We start from the raw sequence: 21,586 nt of genomic DNA on the forward strand, positions 1-21,586 counted from the left end.
CATCCCCTAGTCCAGTGACAGCGCCCACATGCGGGATGATCCCAGCATGGGCCGCCTCACCGTGATCACCACCGGAGGGACGATCGCCACCAGCACCGGCGCCGACGGAGTGCGCCGTCCGTCGCGTAGCGGGGCAGAACTGACCGCGGCGGCCGGTTCAGACCTCGACGTCGATGTCGTGGACCTGATGGCACTCGACAGTTCGCTGTTGACCCCGGCCGATTGGGATCGCATCCGCGCCGCGGTCCAAGCCGCCGTCGATGGCGGTGCGGTCGGTGTCGTGATTACGCACGGCACCGACACCCTCGAAGAAACCGCGCTCTGGCTGGACCTCACCTACTCCGGCGACACCCCGGCGGTCATCACCGGCGCCATGCGCAGCGCCGACGCCGCCGACGCGGACGGTCCGGTCAATCTGCGCGACGCGCTGACGCTGGCAGCCGACGCGACAGCCCGCGGCCACGGCGTGCTGGTGTGTTTCGCCGGCCGGGTGCTGCAACCGTTGGGCCTGCGCAAGGTGGCCACCGACGACCTGAGCGGGTTCGCCGGCGAACTGCTCGGCGCCGTCACCGAAACGGTGACGATGACGAGCCCCAAGCAACGCCCGTACCTCGGTGAACTCTGCGCCGCCGAGGCGCCGCGGGTCGATATCGTCGCGGTGTATCCGGGAAGTGACGCCGTTGCGTTGGACGCGTGTGTGGCCGCCGGCGCCCGGGCCATCGTGCTGGAGGCATTGGGTTCGGGAAATGCCGGGTCGTCGGTGATCGACGCGGTACGCCGCCACAGCGGCGACGGGGTGGTGGTCGCGGTCTCGACCCGGGTCGCCGGCGCGCGGGTGGGCGCCGGCTACGGACCCGGACACGACCTGGTGGACGCCGGCGCGGTGATGGTGCCACGGCTGCCACCGTCGCAGGCCCGGGTGCTGGTGATGGCCGCGCTGGCGGCCGGGCTACCGGTCGCCGAGGTCATCGACCGCTGGGGCTGAGACGCCGGTCGGCTCGTCGACCCGCAGTCGGCCGACATAGTCCGGCCAGTCCAGGCTGTCGACCGGGTTGGCGACGTCGAGGTCGCCGGTATCGATGGGAAAGGTCCGCGCGGGACCCGGACCCGAGCCACGAGTCTCGAACCGGACGGTGACCACGCCATGACCCGCGCCCTGCACCCACCCGTGCCCGAATTCCGGGTGGGCAACGTCGTCGCCGATGCGCCATCCGGCGCTGTCCGGTCCGCCGAATTGCGCGGCCCGTAACGTCGGGAAGTCGTGCTGGGCTTCCTCGGCCGTATCCGGTGACAGGTCCAAGGCGGGGAACAGCGACTCCTGCTGCACCTCGCTGAGCCCCGAAAAACCAACGCCGAGAAGGCGAATCGGCCCGATCTCAACGGGGTCCAGCAGCAGCCGCCGGGCCACCGCGATCAGCGCCCCCGCCTCGGTGGTCGCGTAGGGCATTGTCGCCGAACGGGTCAGCGTGCTCATGTCCGCCTTCTTCAGCTTCACGGTGACGGTTCGAGCTCCGCGGCCGTCGCGCAGCAGGCGTTGATACGCGTGTTCGGCGATCGGGTCGATAGCCTCACGCAGCTGGTCAAGCGTGGTCAGGTCGGCGGCGAAAGTGGACTCGGCGCTGATCTGCTTGGCTTCAGCTCGCTCGGCAACGGGCCGATCGTCGATACCCCGGGCCAGCCGGTGCAGTGCCGGCCCGACGGTCGCGCCGAGGATGTTGGCCACCTCGACGTCGGTCAATGCGGCCAGCTGCCCCACGGTCTCGATGCCGAGTCGATGCAGCTTCTCCTCGGCAACCGGGCCGATTCCCCACAATCGCCGCACCGGCAAGCCGTGCAGCAGCCGCTGTTCTTCCTCCCGGCGGACCACTCGAATGCCGTCGGGCTTGGCCAGACCGGACGCGATCTTGGCGATCTGCTTGCCCGAGCCCGCCCCGACCGAGGCAACCAGTCCGGTCTCCTCGCGCACCCGTCGCCGCAAGGCTTCACAGAACGTCTCGACGTCCTCGGCGGTGGCCGCGCCGAGTTGGGGCGGTTCCCCGAAGGCCTCGTCGAAAGACAGCTGCTCGACGACGGGAACCAGGCTGCGCACGGTGTCGAACACCCGGCGGCTGGCAACCCCGTACACCACACCGCGCGGCGGCAACACCACCGCCGTGACGCCGATCAGCCGGCGGGCCTGGTGCATCGGCATGGCCGAGCGGGCGCCGAAAACTCGCGCCTCGTAGCTGGCGCCGGCGACCACACCGCGCCCGCCGAGGCCACCCACCAATACCGGCCGGCCCCGGAGTGTAGGACGGGTGAGTTGTTCGACCGAAGCAAAGAACGCGTCCATGTCCAGGTGCAGCACCCAACGGGACTCCACAACGGGCAATGCTATTCACGGCTGCCGGAACCGTCGGAAGCGTCCGTCGTCTAACGTCAGTCGGTATGGCGATGAATCTGGTTCACCGGTTGTGCTGTAATTCCGACCGCTGGGCCAGGGAAGTCGAAAGCCAGGTCTTGCCATGGGTGCTCGCCGATGTGGACCTGGGCGACAACACCCTCGAGATCGGACCAGGATACGGCGCATTTCTTCGGGTCCTGGTCGACAAGACGCCGAACCTGACCGCTGTCGAGATCGACGCCCCGCTGGCGCAGCGGCTGCAGGAAATGTACGGAGACCGGGCACGCATCATCATCGGCGACGGCACCGCCACCAGACTGCCCGCCGACGAGTTCAGCTCCGTGGTGTCGTTCACCATGCTGCACCATGTGCCGACCGTTAACCTGCAAAACCGGCTGTTCGCTGAAGCCTTCCGGGTGCTGCGCCCGGGCGGCGTCTTCGCCGGCAGCGACGGCGTGCCGTCGCTGGTGTTCAGCTTGTTGCACCTGCGCGATACCTGCAACCCGATCCCGCCGACGACCTTGCCGGATCGTCTGCGCGCAGCGGGTTTTCGCGATGTCGATGTTGAGGTTCGCGCCCGCAGGCAACGCTGGCGGGCGATCAAACCCGCGGCTTGACGTCAGTAACCACGCGCCCCGGATCGTTCGGCGGCCCTTGTCGCTACCGGGCCCACAGCACCAGCCAATCCCAACCCGAGTGGAGGAAACCCGTGACACACGACCCGACCAGCACCGTCGATCGGACCCGGCTGCCGTTGCCGGACACGCCGACGGGGGGAAAAGCCGGGCGAACGGTTTCCGAGTCGACAATGCCGACCATCACTCCCATCCGCCCACCACAGAATGCACCGAATGTGGTGATCGTCCTGCTCGACGATGTCGGCTTCGGCGCCACCGCGACCTTCGGTGGCCCGGTGCCGACGCCAACGGGGGATGCGCTGGCACGGGAAGGGCTGCGGTACAACCGGTTTCACACGACCGCCTTGTGCTCCCCAACTCGCGCCGCACTGTTGACCGGCCGGAATCATCACGCGGTCAACACCGGCAACATCACCGAATGGGCCACCGGCTACGACGGCTACAACAGCATCATCCCGAAATCTGCCGCCACCATCGCCGAGACGCTGCGCCAAAACGGCTACAGCACAGCAGCCTTCGGCAAATGGCACAACACCCCGGTATGGGAGGTGAGCCCGGCCGGCCCGTTCGACCGGTGGCCAACGGGGATGGGTTTTGAAGAGTTCTACGGCTTCATGGGCGGTGAAGCCCACCAATACAATCCCGGCCTGTATCACGGCACGACGCCGGTCGAACGGCCCGAAGGGGTTGAGAATTACCACCTTACGACGGATCTCGCAGATCGGATGATCGAATGGGTGCATCGGCAGCAGGCCATGTCGCCCGACCGACCGTTTTTCGCCTACTGGGCGCCCGGCGCCACCCACGCGCCGCACCACGTGGCGCCAGAATGGAGCGAACCGTTTCGTGGCCGATTCGCCGCGGGCTGGGACCAGCTGCGTGAGGAAATCTATTCCCGGCAGAAGGAACTGGGCGTGATCCCCGCAGACGCCGCGTTGACTCCACGCCACGAATCGATACCCGCATGGGACACGATGTCAGAAGAGCAGCAGCGCATCGCGTCGCGGCTCATGGAGGTCTACGCCGGATTCCTGGCCCACACCGATCACGAGATCGGTCGGATAGTCACCGCGCTCAAGGACATGAGTGTCTGGGACAAAACGATGTTCGTCTACATCATCGGTGATAACGGCGCGGCTGCCGCCGGCGGGATCACCGGTGTCTTCAACGAAATGGTGACGTTGAACGGCCTCCAAGAAGACCCCGAGATCGTCTTGTCGAAGATCGAGGAATTCGGCGGCCCGAAAGCCAGCAACGAGTATCCGGTCGGCTTCGCCTGGGCGATGTGCACCCCGTTCCAGTTCACCAAGCAGTTCGCCAGTCATTTCGGTGGCACCCGCAATCCGATGATTGTGACCTGGCCGCAACGGATCAACGACGCCGGCGGGCTGCGTTCGCAATTTCACCACGTCATCGATATCGCCCCAACCATCTTGGAAGCCGCCGGAATTCCGGCGCCCACGACGGTCAACGGCGTGGCACAGCAGCCCTACGACGGCATCAGCCTGGCATATACATTTGACGACGCGGCCGCCCCGGACCGGCGCCGCACCCAGTATTTCGAGATCAAAGGCATCCGTGGGATCTATCACGATGACTGGATGGCCTGCACCTATCACGGCAAGATCCAGTGGCAACCTGGTTCGACCATGCCCGCCTTCTCCGATGACCGCTGGGAACTCTACGACCTGTCGCGGGACTACAGTCAAGCCGTTGACCTATCCGCCCAGCACCCCGATCGGCTTGCCGAGTTGAAGGCACTATTCGACGCTGAAGGCGAGAAAAACCATGTCTTTCCGCTCGACGACCGCGGCCCCGCACGGGCGATCGGTGCGCGGCCGACGGTTCTGGGCCAGCGAACCTCGATTTCGTTCGGCCAAGGATCAATCCGCATGCCCGAGGACATCATTCGGTCCGCCTTCAACCGGTCCTACTCGATTACCGCCGAGATAGACACTCCCGGTGGAGAAACGGTCGAGGGGGTTCTGTTGGCCGCCGGCGGCTACTTCGCCGGCCTGGCTCTCTACGTCCAGAATGGACTGGCCAAGTTCACCTACAACTATTTCGGATCGAAATACACGACCATCGCCGCAGCAACGCCCCTGCCCGCGGGCAACTCGACGGTCGCGGTCGAATTCGACTATGAAGGTGGAGGTCTGGGCAAAGGTGGTGTCGCGAGACTGCTGGTGGACGGGTGCCAGGCAGCTGAATCACGTATCGAGCGGACCGTTCCGCTGGGGTTCAGCGCCGACGAAGGGCTGGACATCGGGCTCGACGGCGGCACCCCGGCCGCTGACACCTATGAGGGAACCTTCGCGTTCAACGCCACCATCAAGCAGGTGACGATCCAGCTGCGGTGAAACGCCGCCGGCCGGCGGCGGCCCCTGCGGCTAGCCGGCCTTGGCGATCGCGACTCGCACCCCGTCGCCGATGTCGACGCCGTCAGCCGGGTCGCCGAATTCGAAACTGGTGGCCAGGATTTCGCCGGAAATAAGGTCGCGGTGAGTGTGCGCCCAGGCTTGCCGCTCGGCGGGCACCGATATCACCACGCTGATCCGGTCGGACACGTCCAGCCCGGCCGACTTGCGCAGCTCTTGTAGTTCCCGGATGCGGTCTTTGGCCCAGCCCTCGGCCTCCAATTCCGGGGTCACCGTGCCGTCGAGCACCACCAGCCCGGCGCCGCCGGGCAGTGCCGCGGTGGAGTCGGGGTCGGCGGCCACCAGCCGTGAGCTGTATTCCTCCGGTTGCAGCACCGCCGGCCCTGCCGTCAGGGTGCCGTCGGGATTGACGACGCCCTCGCCGGCCTTGACCGCCTTGATCGCCGCTTGCACGTCCTTGCCCAGTCGCGGCCCGGCCACCCGGGCGTTGACGGTCAGCTCGAACCGCCCGTAGCTGTCGATGTCGTCGGTGAGTTCGACCTGCTTGACGTTGAGCTCATCGGCGATCAGCTCGATGAATGGCTTCAATCGTTCCGGATCAGCCACTGCCACGGTCAGCTTCGGCAGCGGCAGGCGCACCCGCAGCTTCTTGGCCTTGCGCAACGACGACGCGGCCGAGCACACTTCGCGGACCTGATCCATCGCCGCCACCAAGTCGGCGTCTGCGGGCATCGCATCGGCCCGCGGCCAGTCCGTCAGATGAACCGAGCGCTCACCGGTCACGGCGCGCCAGATCACCTCGGTAATCAACGGAAGCAACGGCGCAGCCAGTCTGGCGGTGACCTCCAGCACCGTGTGCAAGGTGTCGATGGCGTCGCCGTCTTCTTCCCAGAAGCGCAAACGTGACCGGCGCACATACCAATTCGTCAGCGCTTCGGTGAACTGCCGCAGCTGCTCGCAGGCCCCGGAGATGTCGCATACCTCCATCGACCGGGTGAGGTCTTCGCGCAGCACCGCCAGCTTGGCCAGGATGTAGCGATCCAGTACATGACGTGAATCGGTGCGCCAGGAACCCACTTTCGGCGCATACAGGGCCAAGAAGCTGTAGGCATTCCACAACGGCCGCAAGACCTGCCGTACGCCGTCCCGGATCCCCTGTTCGGTGACAATCAGGTTGCCGCCGCGCAGGATCGGCGACGCCATCAGAAACCAGCGCATCGCGTCGGAGCCGTCCCGGTGGAACACCTCGTTGACGTCGGGATAGTTGCGCAGCGATTTGCTCATTTTCTGACCGTCGGAGCCCAGCACGATCCCATGCGCCACACACGTTTTGAACGCGGGCCGGTCGAACAGCGCGGTCGCCAGCACGTGCAGGGTGTAAAACCAGCCACGGGTCTGTCCGATGTACTCGACGATGAAGTCCCCGGGGTAATGGGCATCGACCCTCTTGTCGGGGCCGGCGCAATCGACTCCGTCGAACCAGCCACGGTTTTCGAATGGGTAGTGCACCTGGGCGTAGGGCATCGAGCCCGAGTCGAACCACACGTCCAGCACGTCTGGGATGCGCCGCATCCTGCTTTTCCCGGTGGGATCGTCGGGATTGAGCCGGGTGAGCTCGTCGATGTAGGGCCGGTGCAAATTGTCCGGCCGCACCCCGAAATCGCGCTCCAGCTCGTCCAAGCTGCCGTACACATCGATCCTCGGGTACACAGGATCATCCGACTTCCACACCGGAATCGGGGTGCCCCAGTAGCGATTTCGTGAGATGGACCAATCGCGGGCACCCTGCAGCCACTTTCCGAATTGGCCGTCTTTGACGTGTTCGGGATACCAGGTGATCTGCTGGTTGAGTTCAACCATGCGGTCCCGGAATTCCGTCACCGTGACGAACCAGGACGACACCGCGCGGTAGATCAACGGGTTACGGCAGCGCCAGCAATGTGGGTAAGGGTGTTCGTAGGATTCGTGGCGGATCAACACCGCGCCGTTCGCCGCCGCCGGACCGCTGTGTGCCTTCAGGTCGCGGATGATCTGCGCGTTGGCGTCGAACACATGCTGCCCCTGGTAATCGGCAACGGTGGCGTCGAAGCGCCCCTTGGCATCGACCGGAGTCACCGGCGCAATGCCGGCCGCCTCCGCGACCGCCATGTCGTCTTCGCCATACGCCGGGGCCATATGAACGATGCCGGTGCCCTCTTCAGTGGTCACAAATTCACCCGGAAGTATGCGAAAGGCGTTGGGAGAGTCCATAAAGTACGTAAACGGCGGCAAGTAGTGCAGGTCCAGCAGGTCGGCACCGCGATAGGTGCCCAGAACCTCGGGCTCTTCTCCGAGCTCTCGAGCGTAGGCAGGCACCCGTGCCTCGGCCAGCACGAAGCACCGATCACCGTTCCTGACCTGCACATACGTCACGTCAGGATGGACTGCGACGGCCAGGTTCGACGGCAGCGTCCACGGTGTCGTGGTCCACACCAGCAGGAATGCGCCGGCTAGCTCTTCAAGTGGTTGGCCACCCGGCACTTTGAATCCCACCGTGATCGCGGGGTCCTGACGGCTCTGGTAGATGTCGTCATCCATCCGCAGTTCGTGATTGGATAGCGGGGTTTCGTCGCGCCAGCAATAGGGCAGTACCCGGTAGCCCTCGTATGCCAGGCCCTTATCCCAGAGCTGTTTGAACGCCCAGATCACCGATTCCATATACGACAGATCGAGCGTCTTGTAGTCGTTGTCGAAATCGACCCAGCGAGCCTGCCGGGTCACATATGCCTGCCACTCGTCGGTGTAGCGCAACACCGAAGCCCGGCAGGCATCGTTGAACGCGGCGATCCCCATGGCGTCGATCTGCGATTTATCGGTGATGCCCAGCTGGCGCTCGACCTCGAGTTCGGCGGGCAATCCGTGGGTGTCCCAACCGAAGCGGCGCTCCACCTTAGAACCGCGCATCGTTCGGTACCGCGGCACGATGTCCTTGACATAGCCGGTCAATAGATGCCCGTAGTGCGGCAGGCCGTTGGCGAACGGAGGCCCGTCATAGAACACGTACTCCGGGGCGCCGTCGCGGCGGGCGATGCTGGCGCGGAAGGTGTCGTCGCGGGTCCAATACTCAAGGACCTGTTCTTCCATCGCGGGGAAGTCCGGCGAGCCACCGCGTTGGTCGGCAGCCAGTTCGCTGCGCGGGTAGGCCCTGTCGGTCATGCCGTCTCCTGTGTCAATTGTCACAAGACACGGGGACGACGACGCGCCGGGAGCGCGAACACCGCGGTACCACCCCGCTTGCCGCGCCAACGCACGGCCGCTCGTTGCAGGCTGTAACGGGCCCACCCGTTCGGTTCTACTGGGCTTTTGCGCTGTTCTTCCGAAAGCTCACCGGTGATAGCCGGATCAACGCCGTTGCGGCCGATCCTACCCGGCAGCAGACGTGGGAGCCCCGCCCAGCCAACAAACTGCGGCCCCTCAACCACGGGTTTAAACCCAATGCAGCGAAAACCGAAATTTCAGCACCAACCATCAACTAGGCTCAACTCACCAACGCTAGAAACCTGAATACCCGGATGAACGGTCGTCACAGCGTCAGGCATGGGGCCACCCACACCGACGAAGATATGGTCGTGCCTTCGGGGAGGCACGACAAGCTAATGAGGGGGCATGTGAACACCACGATACCCGGCCTACCCAGTGCCGTCACGACCGCGGTCCGTTGGCCGGCCAGGGGCACCGACCCGTCCGACATGTCCCGTGACGTGCGGTGGACCGGCACCGGTGGCGCAGCCCGAAATCGCTACGGCCAAGACCTCGAACCCGGTTCACCGGGGTCCCTACACATGTCATCACCGTGCCAGGTTCTGAGGACCACCCTTGGCTCTCCGGTGCATCGCAACCTGCTGGGCGACTGGGAGGAAGAATGGTCAGAGTAGGGAAAGTAGAGGCCGGGACCATCCGCGATTGGGCCCCCGAGCCGGGCACGCTGGTGTCGTGGCAACCGTCGCCGCCGTCGCTCGCCAAGGCGAAGCAAGCACCGATCAGCACGGTACCGCCCAGCTATATGCAAGCCCATCACCTGCGTAACTTCCGGTCCTACGCCAGCCGCGGCCTGGAGATGTCGCGATTGCTGATTTCCGCCTGGGACATTCCCGGCCGATGCGACATCCGCACCATGACGCACGTCATCAATGCGCACCTGCGTCGCCACGACACCTACCGAAGCTGGTTCGAGCACACCGAGGGCGATCGCTACGTGCGGCGAACCATCAACAAAGCCAACGACATTCAGTTCGTCGCGACCCAGCACGGTGAGCTGACAACGCAAAGCCAATGGCGAGACCACCTGTTGGCCACCCCGGGCCCGCTGGAGTGGGATTGCTTCCGCTTTACGATCATTCAGCGGGCAGACCATTTCACCTTCTGTGTGGCCATTGACCATCTTCACTGCGACGCCATGTTCGTCGGCGTCGCGTTCGCCGAGATCCACCTGATGTACATGGCACTGGTCGGGGGCGGAGCGCCGTTGCGGCTGGCGGAGACGGGCAGCTATCACGACTACTGCACCCGGCAGCAGGAGCACCTGGCCGGGCTCACCTTGGACTCCCCGGTTATCCGCGCATGGGCCGAATTCTTCGAGAGCAACGACGGGTCTCTTCCCAAATTCCCACTGCCACTGGGAGACACATCCGCGCCGTGCGAGATGATGGGCGTCCGGCTGTTGGACGAGCGGCAGACACTCGCGTTCGAATCCGCGTGCTTGTCGGCGGGAGCCCGGTTCTGCGGCGGCGTACTCGCTATGTCGGCAGTTGCCGAACACGAATTGACCGGAACCGACGAGTTCCACGCCATCGTCCCCATCGACATTCGCCGCACCCAGACGGATTTCATGACGACGGGTTGGTTCACCGGCTTCGTGCCGATCACCGTTCCCACCACCGGATCGTCGTTCGGTGAAATCGTCAAGGCGGCTCAGGAATGCTTTGATTCCGGCCGGGAATTGGCCGAAGTGCCGTTGGACCGCGTGCTGGAACTGGTTCCGTGGCTGCGGAAAGGCCAATGGGGAGCACCGTTGCTCTTCTACCTCGACGCCGGCATTCCGCCGCTGTCGGCTCTGGCCAACTGCCACGTGGAAGGCTTGCACGCCCGGCTCTGCCACGACGGCGGAATGATGGGGCAAATCGACATCCGGGTTAACCGGTTCGAGAAGGAGACCCAGTTAACGGTGTTGTTCCCGAACAACCCGATCGCCCGCGAGTCGGTCATCCGCTACGCGGAGTCGCTGAAGGCCGCCTATGTTCGCGTGGCCGAGGGACGCGAGGTGATGCCGGCCCGGCGCCACAACGGCAGTCAGCTGCACCTCGCCTATAGTCGGCGCGCTTACGAACCCGCGACGGCGGTCCCCCCCTTGACCACCTGGCGCACCGGCTAGGCCGGCTAGGCTGGAAATCCGGCTTTTCCCAAGGAGTTTCGAATTGGCGCGTTCTTCGGCCATGACGGACAACAGGATCGCCTTTCTCGACCACGCGGCTTTTCTTCGGTTGCGCGCAACCGGTGTTGACACCGTCGGCCAGGTTACCTGGATCTACGATCGCCCGGTTGACATGCAACGATTGCGCCGGTTCAACGGCAACCTCGGGCGTGGATGGCTCGGGCGCCGAATCGAGCGTTCCCCGTTACCGTTTGGTCGTCCCCGCTGGGTCGCATACCACGATGCACCGGAAATCGACGTCGCTCAGTCACCCCGATCTCGCGCTGAAATCATGGGCTGGCTGGATGAGCGTGCGCAGATTCCGGTCGACCCCGAATGCGGACCTTGCTGGCATCTGGGGGTGCTCCCGCTCCACGACGGTGGGACGGCGGTAACCCTGATCACGTCGCACTCAGTGGTGGATGGCGTCGCGCTGCATCTGGCTATCCACGAGGCCGTCAACGGCATCACCCGAGATTTCGGCTATCCACCCCCAGGATCGCGCGGTCGTGGGCGAGCGCTGCTTGTCGACGTTTGGGACACCGTTCGCGGATTGCCCGAGGTTTTTCGGGCACTGATCGCCTGCATCATGCTCGTCCTGAAACGCGACTCGAGTGCGAAGACACGAACAAGCACACCGCCGGCGACGTCGGGCCGCAGTGACGAACCAATTGTCTTACCTGCTGTCACATTTTCCTGCGATTTGGCTTCGTGGGATGCCCGGGTACTTGAGCTCGGCGGCTCCAGTAATTCGCTTTTCGTCGCTTTCGCGACCAGGCTCGCGCAACGCATGGGACGGCTGAGCCCGGCTGATGGCGCTGTCACGATAACAATGCCGGTCAATGAACGCAGCGCAGGTGATTTACGAGCGAATGCGCTCACGGCCATTACCTTCCGGGTCGACCCGGACCGCGTGGCAACGGATTTGCAACTCATCCGCAACGAGATGAAGCAGAGCCTGGCCGCGCTCCACGAAACCCCAAACGAGCTGCTCAAGCCGCTGCCGCTGGTTCCTTACACGCCAAGGTGGCTGGCCAGGAAGATGGCAGCACTGGCTCTGGGTAGTTCGGATTTGCCGGTTTGCTGTTCGAATGTCAGGAACCTTAGTCAAGACTTGAACCGTATCGACGGTACCGACGCCGACTATTTCTCGGCACGTCTGTTCAATCAAGGTGCTACCAGGCAGAACATCGAGCGGGAAAGCGGCCAGCTGTACCTTTTCTCCGGACGTCTGAATGGAAAGGCTTTCATCAGCGTATCCTCCTATCAACTTGGCGCGGAGAATTCGAACCGGAAGCTGCGCGGATTAATAGAACAAACGCTCGCAGATTATCAGCTAACCGCTGAGGTATTTGGATAGCTTGCAGTCACAGCACTGAGGTCGCCCGGGGGCGGGAAGCAAAAGGTAGGGGACGCTGATGAAGTTCGCACTGGCGATCAACGGCACCCGCGGCGATGTCGAGCCCTGCACGGCTCTCGGGCGGGAGCTGCTGCGCCGGGGGCACGATGTTCGCCTCGCGGTGCCACCCAACCTCATCGGTTTGGCCGCAGCGGCCGGACTGGATGCGGTCAGCTACGGGCCGAACACTCAGGCGCTGCTGGACGACGAAGACAATTTGCACGAGTTTTGGAAGCCACAGACTTCTATCAAATTGGTTCGCGAGGGTATCGCGGACCTGCGTCAGGCCTGGGCCGATATGGCGGCGACGCTGAGATCGTTGGCCGACGGCGTGGACCTGGTATTGACCGGCATGATCCACCAGGGCATTGCTGCCAATATCGCGGAGTATTACGACATTCGGCTGGCGACGATGCATTTCATGCCCGCGCGGGTCAATGGCCAGCTCGTGCCGATCTTGCCGGCGCGGTTGAATCGCTCGCTGGTTTCGGCGCTATGGTGGGTGCACTGGCGCATCACAAAGAGCCCTGAAGACGCGCAGCGGCGAGAGCTGGGACTGCCGAAGGCAACCGCGTCCTCGTCGTCGCGCATTCTGAGCAGCCGTGCACTCGAGATCCAGGCCTATGACGAGCTGTGCTTTCCCGGTCTGATTACCGAGTGGGCGCAATGGGCTGACAGGCGGCCGTTCGTCGGAGCCCTGACCCTGGAACTGCCAACGGATTACGACGAAGAGGTGTTGTCGTGGATTGCCGCCGGTACGCCGCCGATTTACTTCGGCTTCGGCAGCATGCCGGTGGATTCGCCCGCCGACACCATCGCCATGATCGGCGCCGCCTGTGCGGAATTGGGCGAACGCGCGTTGATCTGCACCGGCCAGAATGACGTCAGCGAGGTCGTGTGCGTGGACCACGTCAAATTGGTGCCCGGGGTAAGCCACGCAGCCGTATTTCCGGTCTGCCGCGCGGTCGTACACCACGGTGGCGCCGGAACCACCGCCGCCGGCATGCGAGCCGGCATCCCGACCCTGATCCTCTGGATCTGGATAGAACAACCGATTTGGTTAGCCCAGGTTAAACGGCTCAAGATCGGCTCTGGACGCCGGCTCGCGGCCACCACGAAGGAGACACTGATCAGCGACCTCCGGGCAATTCTGGCTCCCGAGTACGTCAACCGGGCGCGCGAGGTCGCAAATCAGATGACCAAACCTGGCGAAAGCGCCACGCGGGCAGCCGATCTTTTGGAAAATGAGGTGACCCGGAACCAGCCCAGCCCTCGGTTTCGTAGCTGACTTCGGGCGCCACTGCCAACTCGAACAGGACGACATGACCGCGAAGCGCTTTTTCAACGACAGAGCCCCGGGCGGTTGCCACCGCTTCCTATGTGTTGGCGCAGTGTCGGTCAGCTGAAAGACGGCGAACGGGAGGAGGGGGCGGATGTGGACCACAGTGCTGATCCTCGGGCTGATCACAGCGACTGAGCCGGTGCGTCTGGGCGTTGCCCTCTTCTTGATCTCGAAGCCGCGGCCAATGGTCAACCTGCTCGCTTTCTGGTTCGGCGGAATGGCGACGGGCGCAGCCGTTGCACTCGGCGTTTTACTTCTGCTGCGCGACTTCGCGCATGCCCTCGCCGACAATGTGACGTCCCTGGCGGCAAGTTCGACTGTCGGCCACATTCAGGTCGCGCTTGGTGTCGTGGCATTAGTGGTGGCTGCGCTGGTCGCCGCCGGGGTCTCGGTGCGTTCACCCGCGCTGGTGTCGACCGGCGAATCCTCGGCGGTGCTGGTGCAGGAGCAGCCCTCCCGATTCTCGCGGCTGATGGCAAACGCCCAGGGTGCACTCGAGGGCGGGTTTCCCTGGGTGGCGTTTGTGGCCGGCCTGAGTTCGGCGGGACCACCGCCGGTGGAGTATCTTGTGGTGCTCACCGCTATCGGCGCTTCGGGTGCGGCGTTCGGCACTCAGCTCAGCGCGACCGTCGCCTACCTTCTCGTGATGCTCGCGATCGTCGAGATCCCGCTTGTCAGCCACCTGGTCAACCCTGAGAAAACCGAAGCCACCATGTTGCGGCTGCGCAACTGGCTACGGACGCATCGGCGCCAGATCCTCTCCGTTGCCTTCGCCGCGGCCGGGGTCGCCCTGCTGGCAAGCGGCATGAACTGAACCCAGCACGCGGGGTTGCCAGCTGAGCCGATGACATCAGAACCCGGCCACCTCGCGCGGTACTACCACCAAGCAGCGGCAGAGACGTTGCGGCTCATACCCACCGACGCACAACGGGTCCTCGATCTCGGCTGCGCGGATGGATCGTTCGGCATCACGGTCAAAGACCGAACCGGCGCCGAACTCTGGGGCATCGTGTCCGACGAGCACACCACCCGGCCTGCCAGCGCCGTCATCGATCGCGTTCTCACCGAAGACCTGGAGCGCCAGATCGCCCAACTACCCGACGGCTACTTCGACGCGGTGATCTGCGTCGACGTATTGGAACGGCTGGTGGAACGGGCGCGGCGCTACGGAAGCTGCGCGCCAAGCTCAAGCCCGATGGCGTCGTCGTCGCCACGGTTCCGAACTTCCGCTTTCTTCCCACGCTGGGCCAGGTGCTGTTCCGAAAAGACCTCCGCAAGAGGACTTTGGCCCTTTCGACCGCACCTAAATACGCTTCTTTACCCGCCGGAGCATCGTGCGAATCTTCAAGAAGGCGGGCTTGCGGATACAGCGGATCGAGGGAATCAACGCTTGGCCCGGCCCGCTGGGCGTGGCGATCGCCGTCGCCAGTTGGGATTCTTCGCCGCCGGCCGATATCTCCACTATGTCTGCGTTGGGTCGCCGGCCGCGCCGAGACCTAGGCTATTGAGCGTGTTCAAAGCGGTTGCCCGCCAAGTATCGTGAAGCCCGTCGCACCGCCTCGGAACCGGCTCGGTCAGTCCTCGAGCGGGTGCATCGTGTACGCAGTCGCCGCCTTGCCCCACAGCGGCCGTGACAATGTCCCCGGTGGGAACTGCTTGCGCCAGGTGCGGCCGTGGGTTTTGCGCATCGCCAGCTCCATGGTCAGGTTTGCGCCCAACAAATAACGCCAACTGCCGAAATGGGTGTTGGCAGTCCTGCGTCCGAAGTGATTGATGTAGGCCATCTCTGTTGTGTACAAGCCGTATCCGGCTTTCCGGGCACGTAGCTCGAGATCGAAGTCGACCCCCCACCCGTAGCGACCAAAGGTGCGCAGATCCATTCCGCCGACATCTTTCCAGCATTCCCGCGACAGCGTCAGCGCCGTTCCCTCCACGACGTTGACGCACCGATATCGCGGTCGGGGAACATAATCCGCGGCGTCCGGCTTCTCGTCGTCTTCTGCGCAGGGGAAGCCACGGTCGAACATCGGCCCAACGATCCCGGCATCAGCGGGTAGCCGCGGGTCCAGCAGGGCGTCGACGAATCCCTTGGAGATGCGGGTGTCGTTGTTGAGTGTCATCGCATGGGAATAGCCCTCGGAGAATGCGATTCGGAATCCGAGGTCGCTGCCCCCGGCCCAACCGAGGTTCTCACCGGGGGTGATGACACGTTCGTTGCTGACTCTGGGATAGTCGCCCCGGTTGTCGACGATCAGATAGTCGGCGCCTTCGCGGTCCAAGTCGCTGACGAGGTCATGCGTGTACTCATGCTGGCCGAAGACCGGGACCGTGATCAGTACGGACATTTCGGACATGAGGTGACGGTACACTGCCGTCGGCGTCGGGAAGGGCACTCCGGAAACAACGGCGCCGAATGCTCGTGGGCAGCCGTGCCGGCACCGCTCCGCTGGCGCCAACTTGCGTCGGCAGACGGCGGCGCACGACCTGCCGGGACCGCCACATTTGGCTCTCAGCAAATCCCGAGACAAGCGATACACAACAAATGGTGCGCTAGCTAGCTAGTCTAGGTGTCCGAGACCGGCTCACCGGCTCGCAGATCCGGTCTGCGCGCCAACAGTTTCTTCTTGTCGAATTCCTTGGGTTCTCCGAGAATTTGCAGCTGGTGTATGCCCTGTTTGACCGAGTCCTTCAGTCCCAGCCCGTGCGAGTGATGAACCGTCAAGGCCGGCTCTTGAATAATGTGGTAGCCGCTTTTCAGCATCGACTTTCCCAGAGCCGTATCCTCACCACCGGCCTGATAGCGATCATCGAAACCGCCCAATTCCTGCCACGCCGACTTGGAGATCATCGCGCCGGTCGCGCTGAGCAGCCCGGGCCCGGTACGCCTCGCCGGTCGCGCCGGCCGTGCCAGCCACTGATTCATTCCCGTCAGCGCACCCCAGCGCTCCACGAATGATGCGCCCTCGTTCGGTAGCACCACGCCATACGCACCGGCGACATCGTTGTTCTTGCTGAAGTGCCGGGCACCGGCGTGCAAGTTATGACTGCTGCTCAGCCGGACGTGGGCCACCGTGACGAACACCACGGCGTGGCTGGCGGCCTGAACACCCAGGTTCAGCGACTTGGGATACGTAAAGTCGCTTTGGGCCAGTCGCACCAACTCCGCGCCGTAATGTTTCGCCACCTCAGGGCTCCGGTCGCTTGAGCCGTTGTCGACGACCACGACCTCGATTTCGCGACTGAATTGCTGATTATCGATATCTTCGAAGAGTTTCTCCAATTTGGTCGCCTCATTGAATACACGCACGACCACGCTGAGGCGCGGATCTTTAGCCGGATCGTCGATCAAGGTTTCTTCGATGCGCCGATCAAGTAGCCCGGTAGTGAGCGAACCACCGCATGGAATCAAACCAATGAGATCCGGGTGCAGCAAATAGCGGGCTTTGGTCATGGGCAATACGGTCCCTCTGGGCGAAGTCGTGGCTTCAGCAACACTTCAGCAACACTAGTACGCGGGCCCGCCGCGCGTCGGCTATCACCGACGGCTGCGCAAGCGCGCTTCCCAGTACCAGCACGGCCCCGAAGGGTGGCCGAGTCGCAGAACCACTTCTGCAACCGGGCCGCCCCTCGGAGCCGTCAGCCGGCCACCCGCCGACGCATGCGGCGGGTCGAATGCTCGCTATCCATCGGACTAGGCCCGGACTTCGAGCACACCGATCCGCCACAGCGCGGCGTAGACGTGCCGAATCGGAATGGTCAGCATGCGTGCGGCCCCGTCGACGAGGGGATCTCCACCGGCGCCGAACGGCGGGTTGGCGACGCGACGCGCCACCTTCGCCTTCGCGGGCGCGGGCGTCTCGATCGGGGCACCCTCGCGCACCACGCGCAGCCGGGGAGCCGGGGTTGCGGTTACTACTTCGTCGTACAGAACAGCGGTCATGATCGGCTCCTAGAGGGGAAATCAAAGCTATGGACTATTGGACAGACTTCGACAGACTTCGACAGACTTCGACAGACGTAGTCCCGTCCCGTAGCGATTCCGATCCAGCGGGGCTGATCTAGGTGTGACGACTCAGCACAGAACGTCGCGCCGGCGATCGGATCGGGACGAAACAGAGCCCGGATATCGGTCCGGACTGTCACCGGAACTCATGGGTCCCTCACCTCCTCGCGGTCGCGGCACGCGCGGCTAGCCGCACGTTCTACCTGCACAACGGAGTATCGGAACGCCGACGATCGTCGGAAACCGCACCCCTCTCGTCAGAGCTTTGGCACCACACGACGTGTCCGGTATTCCGGAAGCCACCTGGGCTCAACCCTTAAGCCGGGAGGAGCTGTCCTGACCCGGGGCGTCTTTCGACGTTCGGGGTCAGTGGCCTGTGTTCGTGTAGCCGCCTCACCTAACGAGGTGCTTACCCGACAGATGATGCACCACCGATGGGAGTCGGTCAAACGAACCCGGCGCCTCTGTCCGAATCTTTACGTATTCGCTAGGGGCGTTGACAGCAATTCAGCAGGTTTGTATCCCCTGACCTGGCCTTATGCCGCTAAAGTCCGGGCCTGTGAATCACGTAAGAATCGGAAGGAGCAAGGGCTTCGGGTGCCACCCGGCGTGGGCGCAGCCCGTCGAGCACCAGGGAAACGACGAAGTCCGCCACTTGCGCCGCGGTGACTCCGTCGTCGGTGCTCAGGCGCCGGTGCGCCAATTGGCCCACCAGCGCGGCCAGTGTGTAGGCAACCATCCGGGGCGGGGCCGCCACCACTTCGCCGCGCTCTTGAGCGGCGACGATAACGGTTTCGATGTCGTCGATGAACCGTTCGTAGATCCCGCCGAGGTGCTTTTCGAACCGGTCACCCAGCGCGTGGGCGTCGCGGAACAACAGCTTGACGGTGGCCTTGTCGGCTTCGAAGAACTCGAACGTGGCCTGCACGCCGGCCCGAAACAACGTCTCTCCCCCGGCGCTGTCGGCCGACCCGCCGGGCGCGCCCATTGCTCGGGCCAGATGCGCGCGCAGCGCATCCTCTTCTGCCGCCATCAACGAGTGGAACAGATCATCCTTGGACTCGAAATACCAGTAGATCAAGCCGTACGCCAGGCCGGCCTGTTTGGCGATGTCCGCGATCGTGGTGGCGTGAAAACCCTTGCGGGCGAAGACATCTTTGGCTGCGGCCATGATCTGGTCCCGCCGTTGCGACTTGTCCTCGTCACTGACTGCCCGGCGCCGCCGGGTGGTACTCACTTGTCGACCAGCCCCTCGAGCCGAGCGATGGTGTCGATGAACTCCTCGACCATCTCCAGCACCACCGAGCGCGTCGGTCGCACCCGGTTGAGCGAGCCGACGACCTGACCGACGAAGTAGGTCGCCAACTCCCCGGCCCTGGTGCCGGGCTGCCCGGCCGCTTGGTTGATGCGCAGCTGCGCATCACCGATCAGCGCGGTCTGCAGCGGCATTCCGAGGGGGTCGGGATTTTCCGGCCGGGCCCACTCCTCGGTCCAGGCGGTGCGCAACATCCGCGCCGGTTTGCCGGTCATCGACCTGGACCGCACGGTATCCGTGGAGCCGGCGGCCAGGAACTTAGCCTTGACCACCGGGGGCGTCTCGGCTTCCTCGGTGGTCAGCCACACCGATCCGCACCACACGCCCTCGGCGCCCAGGGCCAGGGCCGCTGCGATCTGGCGGCCGCGGGCGATCCCGCCGGCGGCCACTACCGGAAGGGGATCAACGGCATCGACTATCTCGGGGACCAGCACCATGGTCGCTACCTCGCCGGTGTGACCGCCGGCCTCGGTGCCCTGAGCGACGATCAGATCGACACCCGCAGCGGCGTGCCGGCGCGCGTGTTGCGTGGTGCCGGCCAGCGCCGCCACCACGACGTCATGACCGTGAGCCCGCTCGACGAGGTCTGCGGGCGGCGGTCCCAGCGCGCTGGCGATCAGCCGGATGTCGTGGGCGAAAGCCACGTCGAGCAGCGGCTCATAGCCCTTGGGCGAGATGTTGAGCCCTCCCCCGACCGTTTTGGGTTGCTGCCCGGCGGGCTGGGTGATGCCGTAGCGGACCAGCAAGTCGTCGACGAAGGCGCGATGCTCGGCGGGCAGCAGCTCGGCCACCTGCTGCCGGTCGATCCCACCCTGCTCGGCACCGACGTACTTGGGCGGTAGCAGCAGGTCGACTCCATATGGCTTGCCGCCGGTCTGCTCCTCGATCCAGGTCAGCTCGCTGTCCAGCCGTTTGGGGCTGTGCGCCACGGCTCCGAGGACCCCGAACCCGCCGGCGTTGGTCACCGCGGCAACGACATCGCGGCAATGGCTGAAGGCACAGATTGGAAACTCGACACCGAGCATTTCGGCGACCCTGGTCCGCATTTTTGCGACGCTATGAGCTATTGATTGATATGTCAATCGAATGCGGTAGCCTAGCCGCCATGGCCGAGCCGTTGACCACTGAACAGCAACACCAGCGCCGCCAGGCGGTGCGTGACCTGATGACCAGCACCCCGTTCATGGGCGGGCTGGGCATCGTGTTCGAACGTTATGAACCCGACGACGTCACGATCCGGCTGCCGTTCCGCGACGACCTCACCAATGACGGCACCTACTTTCACGGCGGGGTGATCGCGTCGGTGATCGACACCGCCGGCGCGGCGGCCGCCTGGTCCAACCACGACTTCGACAAGGGCATGCGGGCGGCGACCGTCGCGTTGAGCATCCAGTACACCGGCGCCGCCAAGCGCAGCGACCTGCTGTGCCATGCCCGCACCACCCGGCGCCGCAAGGAACTCACCTTCACCGAGATCACCGCCACCGATGCCGACGGCAGCGTCGTCGCCCACGCGATACAGACCTATCGGATCGTCTGATCCTCGACTATCTCGACGACGGTGCGCCTACGGCGAGACGCCGTCGGGCGGCCAGCTCGACACACCGTCCTCCAGCGGGACTTCGAGGCTGTGCAGGATCGAAGCGACCATCCGCCACGCCCCGATGGCCGTGACGAGTTCAATGAGGACCGTTGTGTCGCCCTGTAATTCACGCTCGCATGCGGCCCAGCTGCCGGCACTTACCGCGCCGTCGCGCACGACGTCGTCGGTGGCCGCCAGCACGGCCCGCTCGGCCGGCCCGAACCCGTCGTGGCTGTGCCAATCCCGTACGCCGAGCAGGTCGTCGGCCGGTACGCCCAGGCCGGAGGCGACTCGCCAATGCTGGGTCCACTCGTAATCGCATGAGGTCAGCCAGCCGATCCGCATGATCGCCAGCTCGCGCAGTCTCGGGTCCAGGGCGCCATGCCAGAGCATGGTGGCTAGCAAGTCATTGAAGGTGCGCGCGAGTCGCGGGTGGTTCAGCAACACCTGAAAGATGCTGAGCTCGGCCATGTAGTCGGGCACGCCGGCTTCATCGGCGGCCGCCTTGGCCTCGTCGACCGGCAACTGGGGTACCCGGGCTGGCTTCAAGGGTGGGGTCATGGTGTGAGCACTCCGTGTCCTTCAGGGATGCCATCGCGTTCGCCGGCCATGGTAGCCAGCAGTTCCGCTACCTTGCCGCGGCGCGCGCAACGGCGTGGCGGCCCCTGATGCCGGCACCGACCGCGACGAGCCATGACCGGCTCGCCGAGCTGCGCCCGGGCCCCACACCACGTCGACATCTGCCGACTTGGCGCTGAACCTGTTATCTCCCAAGGTATTCCAGTGTCCAGCGAGTTGATCGGGAGAGCTTGTGGGTTGAGGTGATGAGGCACCGGCGGCACGGTCGAGTCTGATGCCGGGTGGGGGCGTTCGGCGTAGGCCAAATGATTGCGCGGCAGCTTCCATACCCCTGATATCTGTGATTCCCGTGCCCGCGCAACCGCGCTGTCCGACATACCAGCACACTATGGACGGCTGACAGGCCGGTCAATAGCGACCAGTCCGTGCCCCGAACATACCCGGGATGGGGCGAACTCGTTGTGGCACAACATCGAAATTCAGGGACGGAACACGGAGGTCAACAGGCGACGCAACGA

Annotated in this window: 17 protein-coding genes and 1 riboswitch; of the genes, 9 read left to right on the forward strand and 8 right to left on the reverse strand. The window is 64.5% G+C overall.

Annotation, left to right across the window (positions count from 1 at the left end; genetic code table 11):
- Positions 1 to 28: 28 nt before the first annotated feature.
- A complete protein-coding gene (locus CDN38_RS01400) occupies positions 29 to 985 on the forward strand; it encodes an asparaginase (RefSeq protein WP_075509694.1) in 957 nt (318 codons plus the stop codon).
- On the opposite strand, the gene CDN38_RS01405 is transcribed toward CDN38_RS01400, so the two are convergent.
- Positions 950 to 2,362, reverse strand: a complete 1,413-nt coding sequence (locus tag CDN38_RS01405) for a DNA polymerase IV (RefSeq protein ID WP_456320266.1) — start codon at positions 2,360 to 2,362, stop codon at positions 950 to 952. The genes CDN38_RS01400 and CDN38_RS01405 overlap by 36 nt on opposite strands.
- A 65-nt stretch (positions 2,363 to 2,427) precedes the next feature.
- Between CDN38_RS01405 and CDN38_RS01410 the strand changes: the two genes are divergently transcribed.
- Complete coding sequence (locus CDN38_RS01410; protein WP_075509696.1) at positions 2,428 to 3,000, forward strand: class I SAM-dependent methyltransferase; 573 nt, start codon at positions 2,428 to 2,430, stop codon at positions 2,998 to 3,000.
- 92 nt (positions 3,001 to 3,092) lie between these two features.
- Positions 3,093 to 5,381 (forward strand): arylsulfatase, encoded by a 2,289-nt coding sequence (locus CDN38_RS01415; protein ID WP_075509697.1) that lies wholly within the window; start codon positions 3,093 to 3,095, stop codon positions 5,379 to 5,381.
- Positions 5,382 to 5,411: 30 nt separating this feature from the next.
- On the opposite strand, the gene ileS is transcribed toward CDN38_RS01415, so the two are convergent.
- Positions 5,412 to 8,594 carry an isoleucine--tRNA ligase gene (gene ileS / locus CDN38_RS01420; RefSeq protein WP_075509698.1) on the reverse strand — a complete coding sequence of 1,061 codons (3,183 nt, stop codon included), beginning with the start codon at positions 8,592 to 8,594 and terminating at the stop codon, positions 5,412 to 5,414.
- A 706-nt stretch (positions 8,595 to 9,300) separates the two neighbouring features.
- Here ileS and CDN38_RS01430 point away from each other — a divergent pair.
- From CDN38_RS01430 to CDN38_RS01450, 5 genes are all read left to right on the forward strand, one after another.
- Positions 9,301 to 10,809 (forward strand): condensation domain-containing protein, encoded by a 1,509-nt coding sequence (locus tag CDN38_RS01430; RefSeq protein WP_082277002.1) that lies wholly within the window; start codon positions 9,301 to 9,303, stop codon positions 10,807 to 10,809.
- Positions 10,810 to 10,870: 61 nt separating this feature from the next.
- The gene (locus tag CDN38_RS01435; RefSeq protein WP_075509699.1) at positions 10,871 to 12,208 is read left to right on the forward strand and encodes a hypothetical protein; all 1,338 of its coding nucleotides are present in this window, start codon (positions 10,871 to 10,873) and stop codon (positions 12,206 to 12,208) included.
- A 58-nt stretch (positions 12,209 to 12,266) separates the two neighbouring features.
- Complete coding sequence (locus tag CDN38_RS01440) at positions 12,267 to 13,535, forward strand: glycosyltransferase (RefSeq protein ID WP_075509700.1); 1,269 nt, start codon at positions 12,267 to 12,269, stop codon at positions 13,533 to 13,535.
- Between the two features lie 157 nt (positions 13,536 to 13,692).
- Positions 13,693 to 14,403 (forward strand): GAP family protein, encoded by a 711-nt coding sequence (locus CDN38_RS01445; RefSeq protein WP_233027080.1) that lies wholly within the window; start codon positions 13,693 to 13,695, stop codon positions 14,401 to 14,403.
- A 30-nt stretch (positions 14,404 to 14,433) separates the two neighbouring features.
- The gene (locus CDN38_RS01450) at positions 14,434 to 15,132 is read left to right on the forward strand and encodes a methionine biosynthesis protein MetW (RefSeq protein WP_233027081.1); all 699 of its coding nucleotides are present in this window, start codon (positions 14,434 to 14,436) and stop codon (positions 15,130 to 15,132) included.
- 31 nt (positions 15,133 to 15,163) lie between these two features.
- On the opposite strand, the gene CDN38_RS01455 is transcribed toward CDN38_RS01450, so the two are convergent.
- The 5 genes from CDN38_RS01455 to CDN38_RS01475 form a co-directional block, all read right to left on the reverse strand.
- Positions 15,164 to 15,934, reverse strand: a complete 771-nt coding sequence (locus CDN38_RS01455) for a glycosyltransferase family protein (protein ID WP_075509732.1) — start codon at positions 15,932 to 15,934, stop codon at positions 15,164 to 15,166.
- A gap of 218 nt (positions 15,935 to 16,152) precedes the next feature.
- The gene (locus CDN38_RS01460) at positions 16,153 to 17,040 is read right to left on the reverse strand and encodes a glycosyltransferase family 2 protein (RefSeq protein ID WP_075509703.1); all 888 of its coding nucleotides are present in this window, start codon (positions 17,038 to 17,040) and stop codon (positions 16,153 to 16,155) included.
- A gap of 240 nt (positions 17,041 to 17,280) precedes the next feature.
- Positions 17,281 to 17,529 carry an Rv1535 family protein gene (locus CDN38_RS01465; RefSeq protein ID WP_075509704.1) on the reverse strand — a complete coding sequence of 83 codons (249 nt, stop codon included), beginning with the start codon at positions 17,527 to 17,529 and terminating at the stop codon, positions 17,281 to 17,283.
- A gap of 305 nt (positions 17,530 to 17,834) precedes the next feature.
- Positions 17,835 to 18,004: riboswitch (M-box (ykoK) riboswitch) on the reverse strand.
- A gap of 132 nt (positions 18,005 to 18,136) precedes the next feature.
- A complete protein-coding gene (locus CDN38_RS01470; RefSeq protein ID WP_075509705.1) occupies positions 18,137 to 18,829 on the reverse strand; it encodes a TetR/AcrR family transcriptional regulator in 693 nt (230 codons plus the stop codon).
- On the reverse strand, positions 18,826 to 19,953 hold the full coding sequence (locus CDN38_RS01475) for an NAD(P)H-dependent flavin oxidoreductase (RefSeq protein ID WP_075509706.1): 1,128 nt from the start codon (positions 19,951 to 19,953) through the stop codon (positions 18,826 to 18,828). The genes CDN38_RS01470 and CDN38_RS01475 overlap by 4 nt, the downstream gene beginning before the upstream one ends.
- Positions 19,954 to 20,012: 59 nt before the next feature.
- Between CDN38_RS01475 and CDN38_RS01480 the strand changes: the two genes are divergently transcribed.
- Complete coding sequence (locus tag CDN38_RS01480) at positions 20,013 to 20,447, forward strand: PaaI family thioesterase (RefSeq protein ID WP_075509707.1); 435 nt, start codon at positions 20,013 to 20,015, stop codon at positions 20,445 to 20,447.
- A 27-nt stretch (positions 20,448 to 20,474) separates the two neighbouring features.
- Here the strand turns inward: CDN38_RS01480 and CDN38_RS01485 are convergent, their stop codons facing one another.
- Positions 20,475 to 21,038 carry a carboxymuconolactone decarboxylase family protein gene (locus CDN38_RS01485; RefSeq protein WP_099319308.1) on the reverse strand — a complete coding sequence of 188 codons (564 nt, stop codon included), beginning with the start codon at positions 21,036 to 21,038 and terminating at the stop codon, positions 20,475 to 20,477.
- Positions 21,039 to 21,586 lie beyond the last annotated feature (548 nt).

Origin of the sequence: Mycobacterium ostraviense (assembly GCF_002705925.1) — a bacterium.
GTDB classification, from domain to species: domain Bacteria; phylum Actinomycetota; class Actinomycetes; order Mycobacteriales; family Mycobacteriaceae; genus Mycobacterium; species Mycobacterium ostraviense.